The following is a 16,193-nucleotide window of genomic DNA, read 5'->3' on the forward strand; positions in this document are numbered from 1 at the left end:
AGTCACACACTGAACATCAGGGCCGTCAGGATGAAGTCAAGTCCAAGCACTGCCAGCGAGGCCAGCACCACGGTGCGGGTCGTCGCGCGCGCCACCCCTTCCGGCGTGGCCTGGGCTTCAAACCCCTGGAACAGGGCGATGAAGGTCACCGTCACGCCAAACACAACACTTTTGACAACCCCATTGCCGACATCGCGCCAGACATCGATACCGGACTGCATTTGGCTCCAGAAAGCGCCTGCATCCACGCCGATCATCACCACGCCAACCACCCAGCCGCCAAGAATGCCGACGGCGCTGAATACCGCGGCCAGCAACGGCATGGCGATCACGCCACCCCAAAAACGCGGCGCAAGAATCCGGCGTATCGGGTCCACCGCCATCATCTCCATCGCCGAGAGTTGCTCGCCGGCCTTCATCAATCCAATTTCGGCCGTCAGCGCCGTGCCGGCGCGTCCGGCAAACAGCAGCGCCGTCACCACCGGACCGAGTTCGCGAACCAGGCTCAGGGCCACCAGCAAACCAAGCGCCTCTGAGGAGCCATAACGCTGCAGCGCGTAATAACTCTGCAGCCCAAGCACAAACCCGACAAACAGCCCTGACACCGTGATGATGGCCAGCGAGTAGTTGCCGAGGAAAAAGACTTGGTCGCGGATCAAGCCAAACCGCGCAAACACTGGCCCGGTCAGCGCAAGCAGGCGCGCCATCATGCGGGCGCCGTAGCCAAGCTCCCGCAGCTTGCTGCGCGTGGCAAAACCCAAGTCGGCGATCAGGTTGACGATGCTCATGGCCGATTTCCCTTGCCCAGCGCAGCCTGCGACCCAAAATCGTCAGCCTCACTCGGTCCCGGATAATGAAACTGCACCGGCCCCTCGGCCAGCGCATTGACAAACTGGTGCACCAGCGGATCCGTGGAGTGACGCACTTCTTCGGGTGTGCCCTGGGCCGCAATGCCGCCGTTGGCCAGAATGATGACCTTGTCAGCGATGCGAAATGTTTCCTCCAGGTCATGCGACACCACGATGCTGGTGATGCCCAGTGTGTCATTGAGCTGGCGTATCAGTTTCGCAGCGGTGCCGAGCGAGATCGGGTCCAGGCCGGCGAAGGGCTCGTCGTACATGATCAACTCCGGATCCAGCACGATCGCACGCGCCAGCGCCACCCGCCTGGCCATGCCGCCGGAGACTTCGCTGGGCATCAGGTCGCGCGCACCGCGCAGGCCAACCGCGTTGAGCTTCATCAGCACGATGTCGCGAATCAGTTCTTCCGTGAGGGAGGTGTGTTCGCGCAGCGGAAAGGCCACGTTGTCGAACACGCTCAGGTCGGTGAACAGTGCGCCGAACTGGAACAACATGCCCATGCGCCGGCGCGCGGCATAGAGCTCGGTCTGGCTCAGACGTCCCACGTCGCGGCCGTCAAACAGGACCTCGCCGCGATTGGCTTTTTGCTGGCCGCCGATCAGGCGCAACACGGTTGTTTTCCCGCCGCCCGAAGCGCCCATCAGCGCGGTGACCTTGCCGCGCGGCACGGACAGCGTGACATCGTTCAGGATCACACGATCACCTGTGGCCCCTGGGTAGGCGAAGGTCACGTGTTTGAATTCAACAAGGGGAAGAGCGAGATTAGACATGAGGAGAGAAAAAAGCCGGCCCGCGGTGCCGCCTTTAATTGCAATTATCCAATGATAAGGGGTTTGCTCAAGTCGGATCGACTCAGGTCTGGACCTCTTACATCGGCCACCTGCGCTGGGCAAGCGCTGCGGCTGACCGTCAAGCGGCCCGATGCAAGCACCGCACAGGCCCGGGTGCTCACGCCGCAGCACCAGCAAGTTCCTGTCTTTCCCGGACGGCGCGACGCCCCGCCCGACCTCGTTGAAAAAATATTCATTTGTCAGACTTCCAAAAGAAGCCTGAAGTGTCTGGTCGATGTGGCGGCGCCGTCTTGAAGAATTGCGCCACTGTAAACAGACGGACCTGTCACCTGCATGAGAAAAATGCCCGATTGCCCACTTATCATGCGGACTACTGCCTCCATTTTTATGGCAAATAAGCTACGCGCGCTGACCGCTTCTGCTTTTAGCGCGGCAAGTCGCTGTAACCCATGAGAAACTCATCAACGGATCGCGCGGCCTGGCGGCCTTCCCTGATCGCCCACACCACCAGGCTCTGTCCGCGGCGGATATCGCCGGCCGCAAACACCTTGGGCACGTTGGTCGCATAGCCGCCGCTGAAGTCGGTGCTGGCCTTGGCGTTGCCACGCGCGTCCTTCTCCACACCAAAGGCCTCCAGCACGGCGGACACCGGGGCCACAAAGCCCATGGCCAGCAGCACCAGGTCAGCCTTGAGCGTCTGCTCCGAGCCAGCCACTTCCTGCATCTTCCCGTCTTTCCACTCGACGCGCACCGTCTTCAGGCTGGTGACCTGGCCCTTGTCGCCGATCAGTTCCTTGGTGGAGATGGCAAATTCACGATCGCAACCCTCTTCATGGGACGAGGAGGTGCGCAGCTTGATCGGCCAGTACGGCCAGGTCATGGGGCGGTTTTCCTCCTCGGGCGGCTGGGGCATCAGCTCGAACTGGGTGACGCTGGCCGCACCATGGCGATTGCTGGTACCGACGCAATCGGAGCCGGTGTCTCCGCCGCCGATGACGATCACGTGTTTGCCATCAGCACGCAAGGGGTCCTTGACCTCGTCGCCCGCATTGACCTTGTTTTGCTGTGGCAAAAACTCCATCGCGAAGTGAATGCCCGCCAGATCGCGGCCGGGAACCGGCAAGTCGCGCGATTGCTCGGCGCCACCGGTCAGCAGCACGGCGTCAAAATCACTCTGCAACTGCTCGGGGGTGATGGTTTCCTTGGCCCAGTTGGTGACTTTGGAGTCCTTGCCCAGCGGGTCTTTGGCGTTGCCGACCAAAACGCCAGTGCGAAAAGCCACGCCTTCGGCCTGCATCTGCGCCACGCGCCGGTCGATGTGGATTTTTTCCATCTTGAAGTCGGGGATGCCGTAACGCAGCAAGCCGCCGACCCGGTCATTTTTCTCAAACAGCGTCACGTCATGGCCAACGCGCGCCAGTTGCTGCGCGGCAGCCATGCCAGCCGGGCCGGAACCCACCACCGCCACTTTTTTGCCGGTCTTGTGCTGCGGGGGCTGCGGCTCAACCCAGCCCTCGGCCCAGGCGCGGTCGATGATGGCGTGTTCGATCGACTTGATGCCCACCGCGTCGTCATTGACATTGAGCGTGCAGGCGGCCTCGCAGGGCGCCGGGCAGATGCGGCCGGTGAACTCCGGAAAGTTGTTGGTGCTGTGCAAGGTGTCGATCGCGCTTTTCCAGTCGGCGCGGAACACCATGTCGTTGAAATCGGGAATGATGTTGTTGACCGGGCAGCCACTGTTGCAAAACGGCGTGCCGCAGTCCATGCAGCGCGCCGCCTGCTGGTTGGCCTGCGCATCGTCGAGGCCAATCACGAACTCTTTGTAGTTTTTCAGGCGCTCGGGAACCGGCTTGTAGCCCTCCTCGATGCGTTCGTATTCCATGAAACCGGTGACTTTTCCCATGTGGCTACTCCAGATACTGCTTGTTCAGGCTGCGGTTTTGGCGGCTTTTGACGCCGGCTTGCCGGCTGCTTTGACGGGGACGGCTGCCGCTTTTTTGGCAGCCATCTCGCCCAGCGCGCGTTTGTATTCCAGCGGGAACACCTTGACGAACTTGCCTCGCGCCTCCGCCCAGTTGTCCAGCAACTCGCGCGCTCGCTTGCTGCCGGTCCAGCGGTTGTGGTCTTCCAGCAGCCTGCGCAACTGGGCTTCATCGGTCTGGCCGCCATGCCAAAGCGCCTGTTCGCCGCCGGCTTCCTGTTGCGCTGAGGGCTGGACTTTTTCCAGCGACACCATGGCGGTGTTGCAGCGCTTGGCAAACTGGCCGTCTTCGTCGTACACGTAGGCGATGCCGCCGCTCATGCCGGCCGCGAAGTTGCGCCCGGTTTTGCCCAGCACGGCGACGGTGCCACCCGTCATGTATTCGCAGCCATGATCACCCGTACCCTCGACGACCGCCGTGGCACCCGACAGGCGCACCGCAAAACGCTCGCCGGCCACGCCACTGAAGAAGGCCTCGCCGGTGGTCGCACCGTAGAGCACGGTGTTGCCGACGATGGTGTTCTTGACCGCGTCACCCCGGAAGTCAATGCTCGGGCGCACCACAATGCGCCCGCCCGACAGGCCCTTGCCGGTGTAGTCGTTGGCGTCACCGATCAGGTACAGGGTGATGCCCTTGGCCAGAAAGGCGCCAAAAGACTGACCGCCCGTGCCTTCGAGCTGGATGCGCAGGGTATCGTCCGGCAGCCCTTCCGGATGGCGCCGCGTCAGCTCACCCGACAGCATGGCGCCCACGGTGCGGTTGACGTTGCGCGCCACTTCGATGAACTGGACTTTCTCTCCCTTCTCCAGCGCTGCTTTCGATTTTTCGATCAGGCGCACGTCCAGGGCTCTTTCCAGCCCATGGTCCTGCGTCATCACATGCAGGCGCGGCACGTCGGCCGGTACGTTGGGCTGGTAGAACAGGCGCGAGAAATCCAGGCCGCCGGCTTTCCAGTGTTCAATGCCCTTCTGCGTGTCGAGCAGGTCGGCGCGGCCGATCAGCTCGTCAAACGTACGGATGCCGAGTTGCGCCATCAACTGGCGCGCTTCTTCGGCGACAAAGAAGAAGTAGTTGACGACATGTTCGGGCTTGCCGCTGAACTTCTGGCGCAGCACCGGGTCCTGCGTGGCCACGCCCACCGGGCAGGTGTTCAGGTGGCATTTGCGCATCATGATGCAGCCCTCGACCACCAGTGGCGCAGTGGCAAAGCCGAACTCGTCGGCGCCCAACAGCGCACCGATCACAACGTCGCGGCCGGTTTTCATCTGGCCGTCGGCCTGCACCCGGATGCGGCCGCGCAGGCGATTCAGCACCAGCGTCTGCTGGGTTTCGGCCAGGCCGATTTCCCAGGGCGAGCCCGCATGTTTGATCGACGACCAGGGCGATGCGCCGGTGCCGCCGTCATGCCCGGCAATCACCACATGGTCGGCCTTGGCCTTGGCCACACCGGCGGCAATCGTGCCGACGCCGACCTCACTGACCAGCTTGACGCTGATGCTGGCGCGCGGGTTGACATTTTTCAGGTCGTGAATCAGTTGCGCCAGGTCTTCGATGGAATAAATGTCGTGGTGCGGCGGCGGCGAAATCAGGCCTACACCAGGCACGGAGTAGCGCAGCGCGCCTATGTACTCGCTGACCTTGCCGCCGGGCAACTGGCCGCCCTCACCGGGTTTGGCACCCTGCGCCATCTTGATCTGGATCTGATCTGCCGACACCAGGTATTCAGCGGTCACGCCAAACCGGCCCGAAGCCACCTGCTTGATGCGCGAACGCAGGGAATCGCCGTCCTGCAGCGGCAGATCGACTTCGACCACACCTTCGCCGATGACACTTTTCAGCGTTTCGCCCCGCTTGATCGGGATGCCCTTGAGCTCCTGCCGGTAACGGTTCGGGTCCTCGCCGCCTTCGCCGGTGTTGCTCTTGCCGCCGATGCGGTTCATGGCTACTGCCAGCGTGGCATGTGCCTCGGTGCTGATCGAGCCCAGCGACATGGCGCCGGTGGCAAAGCGCTTGACAATTTCCCTGGCCGGCTCGACCTCATCAATCGGGATGGCTTTGGTCGGATCGATGCGGAACTCGAACAGGCCGCGCAGGGTCATGTGGCGGCGGTTCTGGTCGTTGATCAGCTGGGCGTATTCCTTGTAGGTGTTCCAGTTGTTGGCGCGCGTCGCGTGTTGCAGCTTGGCAATCGCGTCGGGCGTCCACATGTGGTCTTCGCCACGCACACGCCAGGCGTATTCGCCGCCGGCATCCAGCATGTTGGCCAGCACCGGGTCGTTGCCGAAAGCTGCCTTGTGCATGCGCAGCGCCTCTTCGGCAATCTCGAACACACCCATGCCTTCGACCTGGCTGGCGGTGCCGGTGAAAAACTTGTCGATGGTCACCCGGTTCAGGCCGATGGCCTCGAACAGCTGCGCCCCGCAGTAGCTCATGTAGGTGGACACACCCATCTTGGACATGATCTTGGACAGGCCCTTGCCCACCGCCTTGATGTAGTTGTAGACCGCCTTGTCGGTGCTCAGGTCACCTGGCAGGTTTTTCGACAGCTCCGCCAGTGTTTCCATCGCCAGGTAGGGATGGACCGCTTCCGCGCCGTAACCGGCCAGCACGGCGAAGTGATGCACTTCGCGGGCCGAGCCGGTTTCAACCACCAGGCCTGCCGTGGTACGCAGGCCCTCCTTGACCAGGTGCTGGTGGATGGCCGACAGCGCCAGCAGCGCTGGAATCGCCACCTGCGCGGGGCTGATGGCCCGGTCGCTGATGATCAGGATGTTCTTGCCGCTCTTGATCGCATCAACCGCTTCCGCGCACAGCGACGCCAGCTTGGCCTCCACACCTTCGCGGCCCCAGGCCAGTGGGTAGGTGATGTCCAGCGTGTAGCTGCGGAACTTGCCCTGGGTGTAGGTCTCGATGTCGCGCAGCTTGCGCATGTCGGCGACATTGAGCACTGGCTGGCTGACCTCAAGCCGCATCGGTGGGTTGACCTGGTTGATGTCCAGCAAATTCGGTTTGGGGCCGACAAAGGACACCAGCGACATCACAATGGCTTCGCGAATCGGGTCAATCGGCGGGTTGGTGACCTGCGCAAACAGCTGCTTGAAGTAGTTGTAGAGCGGCTTGTTCCTGTTGGACAGCACGGCCAGCGGACTGTCGTTGCCCATGGAGCCGGTGCCCTCCTCGCCGTTGACGGCCATCGGCGACATCAGGAACTTGATGTCTTCCTGGGTGTAGCCAAACGCCTGCTGGCGGTCCAGCAACGCGTGCGACTCGGTCAGGCCAGAGCTCGACGCCGAGGTCGCGCTGGCTTCGTCGGCGCCCATCTTCATGCCGTCGGTCGGTGCGGGCACGGTGGTGGCCTGCACGTCGTCGAGTCGGATGCGCAGGTTTTCAATCCATTGCTTGTAGGGCTTGCTGTGCGCCAGGGTGGCTTTGATCTCTTCGTCGTCGATCATGCGACCCTGCTCCAGATCAATCAGGAACATTTTGCCGGGCTGCAGCCGCCACTTGCGAACGATCTTGTTTTCAGGAATCGGCAGAACGCCGGACTCGGAAGCCATGATGACCAGGTCGTCGTCGGTCACGCAGTAGCGCGACGGCCGCAGGCCATTGCGGTCCAGCGTGGCGCCGATCTGGCGGCCATCTGTAAAGACGATGGAGGCCGGGCCGTCCCAGGGCTCCAGCATCGCGGCATGGTATTCGTAGAAGGCCCTGCGGCGTTCGTCCATGGTGGTGTGCTGTTCCCAGGGCTCGGGAATCATCATCATCACCGCCTGGCTGATCGGGTAACCGGCCATGGTCAGCAACTCAAGGCAGTTGTCGAAGGTCGCGGTGTCGGACTGGTCGGCAAAACTGATGGGATAGAGTTTTTGCAGGTCGGCGCCCAGCACCGGTGAGGACATCACGCCTTCGCGCGCCTTCATCCAGTTATAGTTGCCTTTGACGGTGTTGATCTCGCCGTTGTGGGCGACATAACGGTAGGGGTGGGCCAGCGGCCACTCGGGGAAGGTATTGGTCGAAAAGCGCTGATGCACCAGGCCGAGGGCCGAGACGCAGCGCGGATCGGTCAGGTCCATGTAGTAGGTACCGACCTGGTCGGCCAGCAGCAGGCCCTTGTAGACCACCGTGCGGCTGGACATGCTGGGAACGTAGTATTCCTTGCTGTGCGTGAGTTTCAGACGCTGGATGGCGGCGCTGGCGGTTTTGCGGATCACATACAGCTTGCGCTCCAGCGCGTCCTGCACAATCACATCATTGCCGCGGCCGATAAAGATCTGGCGCAGGATGGGTTCCTTCTTGCGCACCGTCGGCGACATCGGCATGTCACGGTTGACCGGCACATCACGCCAGCCCAGCAAGACCTGGCCTTCGACGCGCACCGCGCGTTCCAGCGCCTGCTCGCAGGCCAGGCGCGAGGCGTGCTCCTTGGGCAGGAACACCATGCCCACGCCGTATTCGCCGGGCGGCGGCAGCATGACGCCCTGTTTGGCCATTTCTTCACGGTACAGCGCATCGGGCAACTGGATCAGGATGCCCGCGCCGTCACCCATGAGTTTGTCCGCACCGACTGCACCCCGGTGATCGAGGTTCTCCAGAATCTTCAGCCCCTGCTGAACAATGGCATGGCTTTTGATGCCTTTGATGTGTGCGACAAAACCAACCCCGCAGGCGTCGCGCTCGTTGGCCGGGCTGTAAAGGCCGTTTTGTTCAAAATGCTTGATTTCAGCAGCCGTGGTCATGGCGCACTCCTGGTCGATGGGAAAACAGCAGCGGCGGCAAAAAATGCAGCCACCCCGTCCTGCCTGGTTTCGTAATATGTCGCGGGGATAAATAGCTTAGTGCAGTGCAACAACAATGCCAAGCCAAATAATTAGGGTCAGATTCCGATTAATTTCGAAAAATTACCGTCAAGAATTAATTAGGGACACGATAGAGTGAATCGGTTTATCAATCAAATCGAGCAACTATTTTTTGGAGTTCGGTTCGCCCGGTGGACGACCCGCCGACATCCTGCTGACTCGCCGTTCTGTACGGGTTTGCAAATCGGCGACAAAAGCCGCATCCCCGAGCGCCCAGCCACTGAGCGTGGATTGCGTCAGTGCCAGTTGCCGATCAGCCGCCACGCCCCCCTGCACCCTCTCTGCGTAAACGGCTTCGCGTGCAAAAGGCGTGTTGCCGAGTGTCCAGAACAGCGGATGCGGCGTCACCAGCCTGTCCACCCGCAGGCCGGCGTAATGGCCATGGCTGGACCAAGGATAATCTCGCGCCTGCGCCACCAGGCCGTGCCGCACCGGATTGAGGTCGATGTAGGACATGCAGGCCAGCAGGTAAGGTTCGGGCTGGATGACGGTGGAGCGGTAGCGCCCCTCCCACAAGGTGCCGGAGCGGCCCTGGCTGTCGTTGAAGTAGCGCACATAACGCCGGCCCACGGCCTGCATCATCTGCGGCATGCCCTCTGCCGTTTCCGGCGTCGCCAGCAGATGGAAGTGGTTGTCCATCAGCACATAAGCGTGGATGGCGACAGAAAACTTTCTAGCGTTCTCGTCGATCAGGGCCAGCAAAGTCTGGTAATCCGCCACAGACGTGGCAATAACTTGCCGGTTGTTGCCGCGCTGGATGATGTGCTGCGGGAATCCCGGAAGACTGAGACGGGGAAGACGGGCCATGCTGTGATGTGCTGAGGTTCAACGCATCATAAAGCCGACCTGTCCCCGATTAAATTCGGTTAACCAACCACCTTGCCATCGGGTGGGATGGTGACCAGATCGACCAGGCGCACGGATTCGGGTTCTGATCGGTCTGGCTGAGCACCTCCAGGTACTCCTTGATGATGGGCGTTCCTGCGCTGCGCGGCGACGGCACCGCCTGGGAGATGACCACCCCGCCGATTTCCTTGCCGAGCGCCGTGACCCCCATGACCTGCTGCAACACCGGCAGCGCCGGGGGCAACTTGGCGACATGCAGCGCAGCCACCACGCCCGCAACAATCACACAGCCAGCGGGATGGGTCAGCTTCAAGCGGGGAAGGCCACGCGGCCGATCAGGCGTTCATGTTCTTTGGCGGCAAAACGATCGGTCATGCCGGCAATGTAGTCGGCCACTACCCGCTCGGGCTTGGCCGGCGATCCGGCGCCGGCCAGCGGGCTGCTCTCCAGCCGGTCAAAGCGGTCGGTATGCGCCTGCGGCATTTCGGCCGGATCGGCCATGTAGGCGGCAAACAGCTCGCGCACCACCTGCTGCGCGGTCTGTGTGGTTTCAACCACCTGCGGATGGCGGTACAGGTTTTGCAGCAGGAATCGTTTAAGCGACGAGGACTTCAGCGCCATCTCCGTGCTGAAACACACCAGCGGCGGGCTCAGCCGCACTGCCTGCACGCTGTCCACCGCCGCCGCCGCCAACGCCGCCCGTGTGGCGTCCATCACGTCGTAGACCTGCGCGCTGAGCATGCGGCGTATGGTTTCGAACAGCAGGCGGCGCCCCTGCAGCCCCGGATGCTGCAGCAGCGTCTCGCCGCTGTACTGCTCGAACAACTCCACCTGCGCCAATTGTTCAAGACTCAGCAGGCCGGAGCGCACGCCGTCGTCGATGTCATGCGCGTTGTAGGCAATCTCGTCGGCCAGATTAGCCAACTGCGCTTCCAGGCCGGGCTGCTGCGCAGGCTGTCCCTCTGCGGTGGCCAGAAAGCGCTGCGCCACGCCGCCGGGCTCGCGCGCCTCGATGCGCCTGGCGTTGCGGCGCGAGCAGTGTTTGAGAATGCCTTCGCGGGTCTCAAACGACAGGTTCAAACCGTCGTAGTTGGGGTAACGCTCTTCCAGCGTGTCCACCACGCGCAGGCTCTGCAGGTTGTGCTCAAAGCCGGCACTGTCGGGATGGTGGCTTTTCAGGCAGGCGTTGAGCGCATCCTGTCCGGCATGGCCAAACGGCGTATGGCCCAGGTCATGGGCCAGCGCGATGGCCTCAACCAGATCCTCGTTCAGGCGCAGCGTGCGCGCGATGGAGCGGCCAAGCTGGGCAACCTCCAGCGAATGCGTCAGGCGGGTGCGGAACAGGTCACCCTCGTGGTTCAAAAACACCTGGGTCTTGTAGACCAGCCGGCGGAAAGCGGTGGAATGCACGATGCGGTCGCGGTCGCGCTGAAAGGCGGACCGCGTGGGCGCGGCCGGCTCCGGATAGCGGCGACCGCGGGACGCGGCGGGGTCGCATGCGCAGGGGGCCAACAAGGTCATGATTTATGCATCAAATCGGCCTACAGCCCATGCCAATCATGGGCGAACAGCTACTTTTTTTATAGCAAGTTGAGACTCGGCTCAGTCGCAGCTGGCATCAATCACTTCGCGCACCAGGGCATCGGGTGCGCTGCGTACCACGGCCCTGCCCGGTGCGACGATCAGGACGAATTTAATTTCGCCAGCTTCCGCTTTTTTGTCCACACGCATCAACTCCAGGTAACGCCCGGCACTGTCGGCTGGCGACAGGCGCGGACCGGTGACCGGCAGCCCGGCGCGCTGGATCAGCGTACGCAAGCGGTCCACAAATGCGCCATCGACCAGGCCCAGACGCTGGGACAGGCGCGCCGCCATCACCATGCCGCAGCCGACGCCCTCGCCGTGCAGCCACCGGCCATACCCGAGTCCCGACTCGATGGCATGGCCAAAGGTGTGTCCAAAATTGAGGATGGCACGCAAGCCGTTTTCACGTTCGTCCTGGCCCACCACCTCGGCCTTGATTTCACAGCTGCGCCGTATTGCATGCGCCAGCGCCGCCGGCTCGCGCGCCAGCAAGGCGTCGATGTTGTCCTCGATCCAGTCCAGGAAAGCCATGTCGGCAATCGGCCCGTACTTGATGATTTCGGCCAGGCCGGCGCTGAGCTCACGCGGGGGAAGTGTCTGGAGCACATCGAGGTCGCAAAGCACGCGCTCGGGTTGGTAAAAAGCGCCCACCATGTTTTTACCCAAGGGGTGGTTGATGGCGGTCTTGCCGCCGACGGAAGAGTCCACCTGTGCCAGCAGCGTGGTCGGCATCTGCACAAACGGCACGCCACGCATGTAGCAGGCCGCGGCAAACCCCGTCATGTCCCCGACCACGCCGCCACCGAGTGCAAACAGCACGGTCTTGCGGTCACAGCCGTTTCCAAGCAGCGCGTCAAAAATCAGTTGCAGCGTGGGCCAGTCCTTGTGGACCTCGCCATCGGGCAAAGCCACCAGCAAAACGCGCTTGTAGTGCGGCTGCAATGCGGTCCGCAACAACTCGGCATACAGCGGCGCCACAGTGTCGTTCGACACGATCAGGGCTGTGCTGGCAGCCGGCAGGTTCTGGTAAGTCGCCGGATCGCCAAGCAGGCCGGAACCAATGCTGATGGGGTAGCTGCGATCGCCCAGGTCAATCCGTACCTGCTGCGTCGCCGGAGAAGAATTTGCATGCATGCCTCAAGTGTAGAGGCTTCGCCTTGAAGCTTGTCGGGCGTCACCCATCCTCGCGCCCGTGGCTCAGTTACGCGCAGCCGGCATCAGACCCGATGTTTCGAGCTGGCTCGCGATCAGGTGGACCAGGGCCGGCACGGAGGGCCTCCCGGTCTCGACAACCAAGCGCGCGCTCTCGCGGTACAGCGGGTCACGCAAGGCGTACAGCTCACGCAAACGAGCCAGCGGATCGGCCACCTGGAGCAGCGGCCGATTCTGGTCATGGCGCAAGCGACGAAAAACGTCTTCCGGAGACGAATGCAGGTAGATCGTATGGCTGCGCTGCTTGAGGTGCTCGCGGTTGGCTGGCCGGAGCACCGCGCCGCCGCCGGTGGACAACACACAGGGCTCTCCCCCAGTCAACTCATCAATGACGGCCTGCTCCAGGTCGCGAAAGGGCTCCTCGCCTTCGCGTTCAAAAAACGCGCGGATGGACAGACCGATGCGCTTTTCGATGACATGGTCGGTATCCAGAAAGGGCCAGCCCAGGCGCCGCGCGAGCTGGCGACCGACGGTGGACTTGCCTGAGCCGGGAAGGCCGACAAAGGCGACATGGGCAACTAAGTTCGAGGGAGCACCCATGTCAGTTCTAATCTGGTCGTCGAAGAAAAGATGAGATCGATAATTGGCGACGGCGGGGCAACAAAAGCTTCAAGGCGGCCGTCCGCCGCCCACCGGCGCGGGTCACGACTGCGCCATCCTCAGCCACTCGACAAACGTCAGCGTAAAGCAGCGCCGTTGCTGATCATTTTGGGCGAAATAAAAACCAGCAGTTCAGACTTGTTGGCGGTGCGTGTTTTGGTTTTGAACAAGTTGCCGATTCCCGGCAAATCACCCAGAAAGGGAACCTTGGTTTCATCCTCACGCTCGTTCTGTTCGAAAATGCCACCTATCACCACCGTGCCGCCGTTTTCCACCAAAACCTGGGTTTGGATGTGTTTCGTGTCAATCGCAAAACCATTGGCAGTGGCGCGGCCCACGCTGTCCTTGTTCACGTCGACATTCAAAATAATGTTGCCTTCCGGCGTGATCTGAGGTGTGACCTCAAGCTTCAGGTTGGCCTTGCGAAAAGCAATCGAGGTGGCGCCGCTGGACGTCGCCTGCTGGTAAGGCAATTCCGTACCCTGCTCGATCAGCGCCTTGACCTGGTCGGCCGTCACGATTCGAGGACTGGACACAATCTTGCCCTTGCCATCGGCTTCCATCGCGGAAATTTCAAGGTTCAACAATCTGGTCAGCGATGAGTTGAAGAGAGCGACAGCAAAAGTTGCAGCGGGAAAGCCGTTTTGACCAACCCCGGGCAAGTTGACGAAGTTCCCTGCCGTGGTTCCGAAATTGGCTCCCAATTGGGCGGCTGTACCGGCCGGAATATTCGGCGTGATGTAGGTCGGGCCAAACTGCGTATTCTGGCTGCCGTTCAAGGTGAAGGGACGCCCCCCCAGCCTCACACCTAGAGATTTTCCAAAAGTATCGGAAGCCTCGACAATGCGCGCCTCGATCAGCACCTGGCGCACCGGGATATCCAGCTTGGCAATCAGGCTTTGGACCTGTTCCAACTTGGAGGGGATGTCGGTCACGAACAACTGGTTGGTGCGGGTTTCCGAAATCACGCTGCCGCGAACCGACAATATCTTGGTCGCGCCCGGCGCTCCGGTACCTAACAATCCCTTGGCAATCTCATCCGCCTTTGCATAGTTCAGTTTGAAGTCCTGGGTGCGAACCTGCTCCAGGCTTTGAATCGCATTGCGCGACTCCAGATCAAGCTTGTCCTTCGCAGCCAACTCATCCTTGGGCGCAATCAGCAACACATTGCCGGTTTTCCGCATGCCCAAGCCCTTGGCCTGCAAGATGATGTCCAGTGCCTGGTCCCACGGTACATCCTTCAGGCGCAGTGTCACAGCGCCCGTGACACTGTCCGATGTCACGATGTTGAAGTTGGTGAAGTCGGCAATGACCTGCAGCAAGGAGCGGGTTTCGATGTTCTGGAAATTGAGTGACAGCTTTTCGCCGGTGTAACCCGGCCCCCGCGACAACTTGGATTCGTCCACCTTCTGCTGGCGCACCTCCAGCACAAACTGGTTGTCGCTCTGGTAAGCGCTGTGTTCCCACAACCCTTTGGGCTCCACCACCATGCGAACCTTGTCACCGAACTGGGAAGTTGTCACGCTTTGAACTGGCGTACCGAAGTCCGACACGTCCAGGCGGCGGCGCAAGCCCTCGGGCAAGGCGGTTTTCAAAAAATCCACGACCAGGGTCTGACCCTGCTGCCGAATGTCGACGCCAACCTGGTTGTTCGCCAGATCAACCACGATCCGGCCCGAAGCGTCGGTGCCGCGACGAAAATCAATGTCTTTGAGCGGCAAGGTATCGCGGTTGCGGTTCTCTGCAAAAACCGGCGCAGCAACCGCCGACGGCGCGGCCAGAGCAACCGGAGCCAGGATGATCAGCAAGGACTTGCCCTGGATTTGTGTGCTGTAGGCCGTGGACGCCTTGAGATTGAGCACCACACGGGTTCTCTCACCGGCCTGCACCACATTGGCAGAGCGCAAATTACCCAAATTCAGTTCCACCGCCGAACGACCCATGGAATTGCTGATCCCCGGAAAATCCAGTGCGATACGAGCCGGCGACTGGATCGTGAAGCCCGTCGGCACGGCAGTCAAGGCTTCCGTCAGGTCGATGCGAATCACTTCCGTACCGCCCTGAACAGAACCCGTCACAGACTCTATGGCATTGGGTTTTTGCGCCCACAACGCGGCCGGCAAAGAAGCGGTCAACAGGGCCACGCCGATCACTGCCCGTGCGGACAGTTGCGCGCACGCGCGGTGCAACGTCCCAGCCCCGGTGGTGCATGCGTTCTTGTTCATTTTGATCCCTCTTGAAGCTGTATGTTCGCCATCCGCTCGGTCCACTCCCCTGCGGCGTCCTGCACAATTTCACGCAGGGCCAGCTCGGTTTCAGAAATTTTCATGACGCGGCCGTAGTTTTGACCGAGGTAGTTGCCAACCCGCACCTGGTACAGCAAATTGTCCACACGCAGCAGGGCCACGGGCTGCCCTTGTTTGATGAGGCTGCCCACCATGGCCACCGCGTCCAGCGGCAAGGCCTCAAGCGGCTCCTTGCGACGGTTCAATTCTGGCGCGATGAGTGCCGCATTGGAGCTCGCCTGGCTGGAGTCGCGTTTGAGCGCCTGCAACAGTTTCTGGTTGCTGAAGGGCTCGATGGCGCCTTCCTGGGTGTAGGCTTGCGGCGAAAACTTGGTGGGCTCGGGCAGCGGTTGGATCCTGGGCCGGGTTTGGCTGCGTTGCTCACCCATCCACTGCTGCAACTCTTCGTGATCTGAGGAGCTGCAAGAGACCAATCCCAAACAGCCACCCAGGGCGAGCAGCAAAAACATTATCTTCTTGATACGAAGCTGTTTCATTTGTTCGGACCTTTCGCAGCAGAAGCGGTTTTTCGCTGCGACGAAATCTCTTCAGGATCAAGATAGCGAAAGGTTTTGGCCGTGCTGTCCATGCTCATCGTGCCGTCTTTGAGGGGCGCAATTGCGATATTGTTCAGCGTCACGATGCGCGACAGATTCGCGATGTCGGCCGCAAATGCCCCGATGTCGTGATACCGGCCGGTGACTTTGATCGCAATAGGCAATTCGGCGTAGTAATCCTTGACACTCACTTGCCCCGGCCGGAACAACTCGAACTGCAGGCTGCGGCCCAGACCCGCCTGGTTGATATCCGAAAGCAGCGCATCCATTTCGGCCTTGCTCGGCAGCTGTTTTTCAAGCTGTGTGACGTACTGCTGGACCTGCTCGCGCTGTTTCTTCAAACCTTCCAGATTGGCCGCAAGGGCCAGTTTTTTCTTGAAGTCTTCTCTTAGCAGCAGTTCCTTGGCTTGTTCAGCCTTGAGCTCTTCATCGGAAGTGCTGAGCCAGACAAACCACAGTGCAGCGACAACCGCCACGGTCACGAAAACGCACAAAAGATAACGCGGAAACGCCGGCCACGATGGGGGGTCGTTCGGATTGAGCCCGACGAACTGCGCTTTCACGCCATTCTGAATCGCAGCAAAATTGATATTGACTTTAGCCATGTTCAGTGCCTGTTG

General features: G+C 61.3%; 12 protein-coding genes. All 12 read right to left on the reverse strand.

Annotated elements, in window-relative coordinates:
- Nucleotides 1-2: 2 nt before the first annotated feature.
- Nucleotides 3-788, reverse strand: coding sequence for a lipid asymmetry maintenance ABC transporter permease subunit MlaE (gene mlaE / locus Q8O29_RS08075; RefSeq protein WP_305561635.1), 786 nt, complete (start codon nt 786-788; stop codon nt 3-5).
- Nucleotides 785-1,630, reverse strand: coding sequence for an ABC transporter ATP-binding protein (locus tag Q8O29_RS08080; protein WP_305561637.1), 846 nt, complete (start codon nt 1,628-1,630; stop codon nt 785-787). The genes mlaE and Q8O29_RS08080 overlap by 4 nt, the downstream gene beginning before the upstream one ends.
- A 445-nt stretch (nt 1,631-2,075) precedes the next feature.
- Nucleotides 2,076-3,554, reverse strand: coding sequence for a glutamate synthase subunit beta (locus tag Q8O29_RS08085; protein WP_305561639.1), 1,479 nt, complete (start codon nt 3,552-3,554; stop codon nt 2,076-2,078).
- A 24-nt stretch (nt 3,555-3,578) separates the two neighbouring features.
- On the reverse strand, nt 3,579-8,369 hold the full coding sequence (locus Q8O29_RS08090) for a glutamate synthase-related protein (protein ID WP_305561641.1): 4,791 nt from the start codon (nt 8,367-8,369) through the stop codon (nt 3,579-3,581).
- 225 nt (nt 8,370-8,594) lie between these two features.
- A complete protein-coding gene (locus tag Q8O29_RS08095; protein ID WP_305561643.1) occupies nt 8,595-9,296 on the reverse strand; it encodes a transposase in 702 nt (233 codons plus the stop codon).
- A 49-nt stretch (nt 9,297-9,345) separates the two neighbouring features.
- The gene (locus tag Q8O29_RS08100; RefSeq protein WP_305561645.1) at nt 9,346-9,648 is read right to left on the reverse strand and encodes a hypothetical protein; all 303 of its coding nucleotides are present in this window, start codon (nt 9,646-9,648) and stop codon (nt 9,346-9,348) included.
- The gene (locus tag Q8O29_RS08105) at nt 9,645-10,856 is read right to left on the reverse strand and encodes a deoxyguanosinetriphosphate triphosphohydrolase (RefSeq protein WP_305561647.1); all 1,212 of its coding nucleotides are present in this window, start codon (nt 10,854-10,856) and stop codon (nt 9,645-9,647) included. Before Q8O29_RS08105 ends, Q8O29_RS08100 begins: the two co-directional genes overlap by 4 nt.
- Nucleotides 10,857-10,937: 81 nt before the next feature.
- The gene (gene aroB, locus Q8O29_RS08110) at nt 10,938-12,053 is read right to left on the reverse strand and encodes a 3-dehydroquinate synthase (RefSeq protein ID WP_305561649.1); all 1,116 of its coding nucleotides are present in this window, start codon (nt 12,051-12,053) and stop codon (nt 10,938-10,940) included.
- A gap of 63 nt (nt 12,054-12,116) precedes the next feature.
- Nucleotides 12,117-12,671, reverse strand: coding sequence for a shikimate kinase (locus Q8O29_RS08115; RefSeq protein WP_305561651.1), 555 nt, complete (start codon nt 12,669-12,671; stop codon nt 12,117-12,119).
- A gap of 137 nt (nt 12,672-12,808) precedes the next feature.
- A complete protein-coding gene (gene pilQ / locus Q8O29_RS08120) occupies nt 12,809-14,956 on the reverse strand; it encodes a type IV pilus secretin PilQ (protein ID WP_305561653.1) in 2,148 nt (715 codons plus the stop codon).
- Nucleotides 14,953-15,486 (reverse strand): pilus assembly protein PilP, encoded by a 534-nt coding sequence (locus Q8O29_RS08125; protein ID WP_305561655.1) that lies wholly within the window; start codon nt 15,484-15,486, stop codon nt 14,953-14,955. The genes pilQ and Q8O29_RS08125 overlap by 4 nt, the downstream gene beginning before the upstream one ends.
- A 23-nt stretch (nt 15,487-15,509) precedes the next feature.
- A complete protein-coding gene (locus tag Q8O29_RS08130) occupies nt 15,510-16,178 on the reverse strand; it encodes a type 4a pilus biogenesis protein PilO (protein ID WP_305561657.1) in 669 nt (222 codons plus the stop codon).
- Nucleotides 16,179-16,193: the final 15 nt, after the last annotated feature.

The organism is Polaromonas sp. (genome assembly GCF_030689685.1).
Classification (GTDB): Bacteria; Pseudomonadota; Gammaproteobacteria; order Burkholderiales; family Burkholderiaceae_C; genus Polaromonas.

Bases quoted from the DNA above. Each gene is read 5' to 3' on its own strand.
- mlaE (WP_305561635.1), bottom strand. From the start codon at position 788: ATGAGCATCGTCAACCTGATCGCCGACTTGGGTTTTGCCACGCGCAGC.
- Q8O29_RS08080 (WP_305561637.1), bottom strand. From the start codon at position 1,630: ATGTCTAATCTCGCTCTTCCCCTTGTTGAATTCAAACACGTGACCTTC.
- Q8O29_RS08085 (WP_305561639.1), bottom strand. From the start codon at position 3,554: ATGGGAAAAGTCACCGGTTTCATGGAATACGAACGCATCGAGGAGGGC.
- Q8O29_RS08090 (WP_305561641.1), bottom strand. From the start codon at position 8,369: ATGACCACGGCTGCTGAAATCAAGCATTTTGAACAAAACGGCCTTTAC.
- Q8O29_RS08095 (WP_305561643.1), bottom strand. From the start codon at position 9,296: ATGGCCCGTCTTCCCCGTCTCAGTCTTCCGGGATTCCCGCAGCACATC.
- Q8O29_RS08105 (WP_305561647.1), bottom strand. From the start codon at position 10,856: ATGACCTTGTTGGCCCCCTGCGCATGCGACCCCGCCGCGTCCCGCGGT.
- aroB (WP_305561649.1), bottom strand. From the start codon at position 12,053: ATGCATGCAAATTCTTCTCCGGCGACGCAGCAGGTACGGATTGACCTG.
- Q8O29_RS08115 (WP_305561651.1), bottom strand. From the start codon at position 12,671: ATGGGTGCTCCCTCGAACTTAGTTGCCCATGTCGCCTTTGTCGGCCTT.
- pilQ (WP_305561653.1), bottom strand. From the start codon at position 14,956: ATGAACAAGAACGCATGCACCACCGGGGCTGGGACGTTGCACCGCGCG.
- Q8O29_RS08125 (WP_305561655.1), bottom strand. From the start codon at position 15,486: ATGTTTTTGCTGCTCGCCCTGGGTGGCTGTTTGGGATTGGTCTCTTGC.
- Q8O29_RS08130 (WP_305561657.1), bottom strand. From the start codon at position 16,178: ATGGCTAAAGTCAATATCAATTTTGCTGCGATTCAGAATGGCGTGAAA.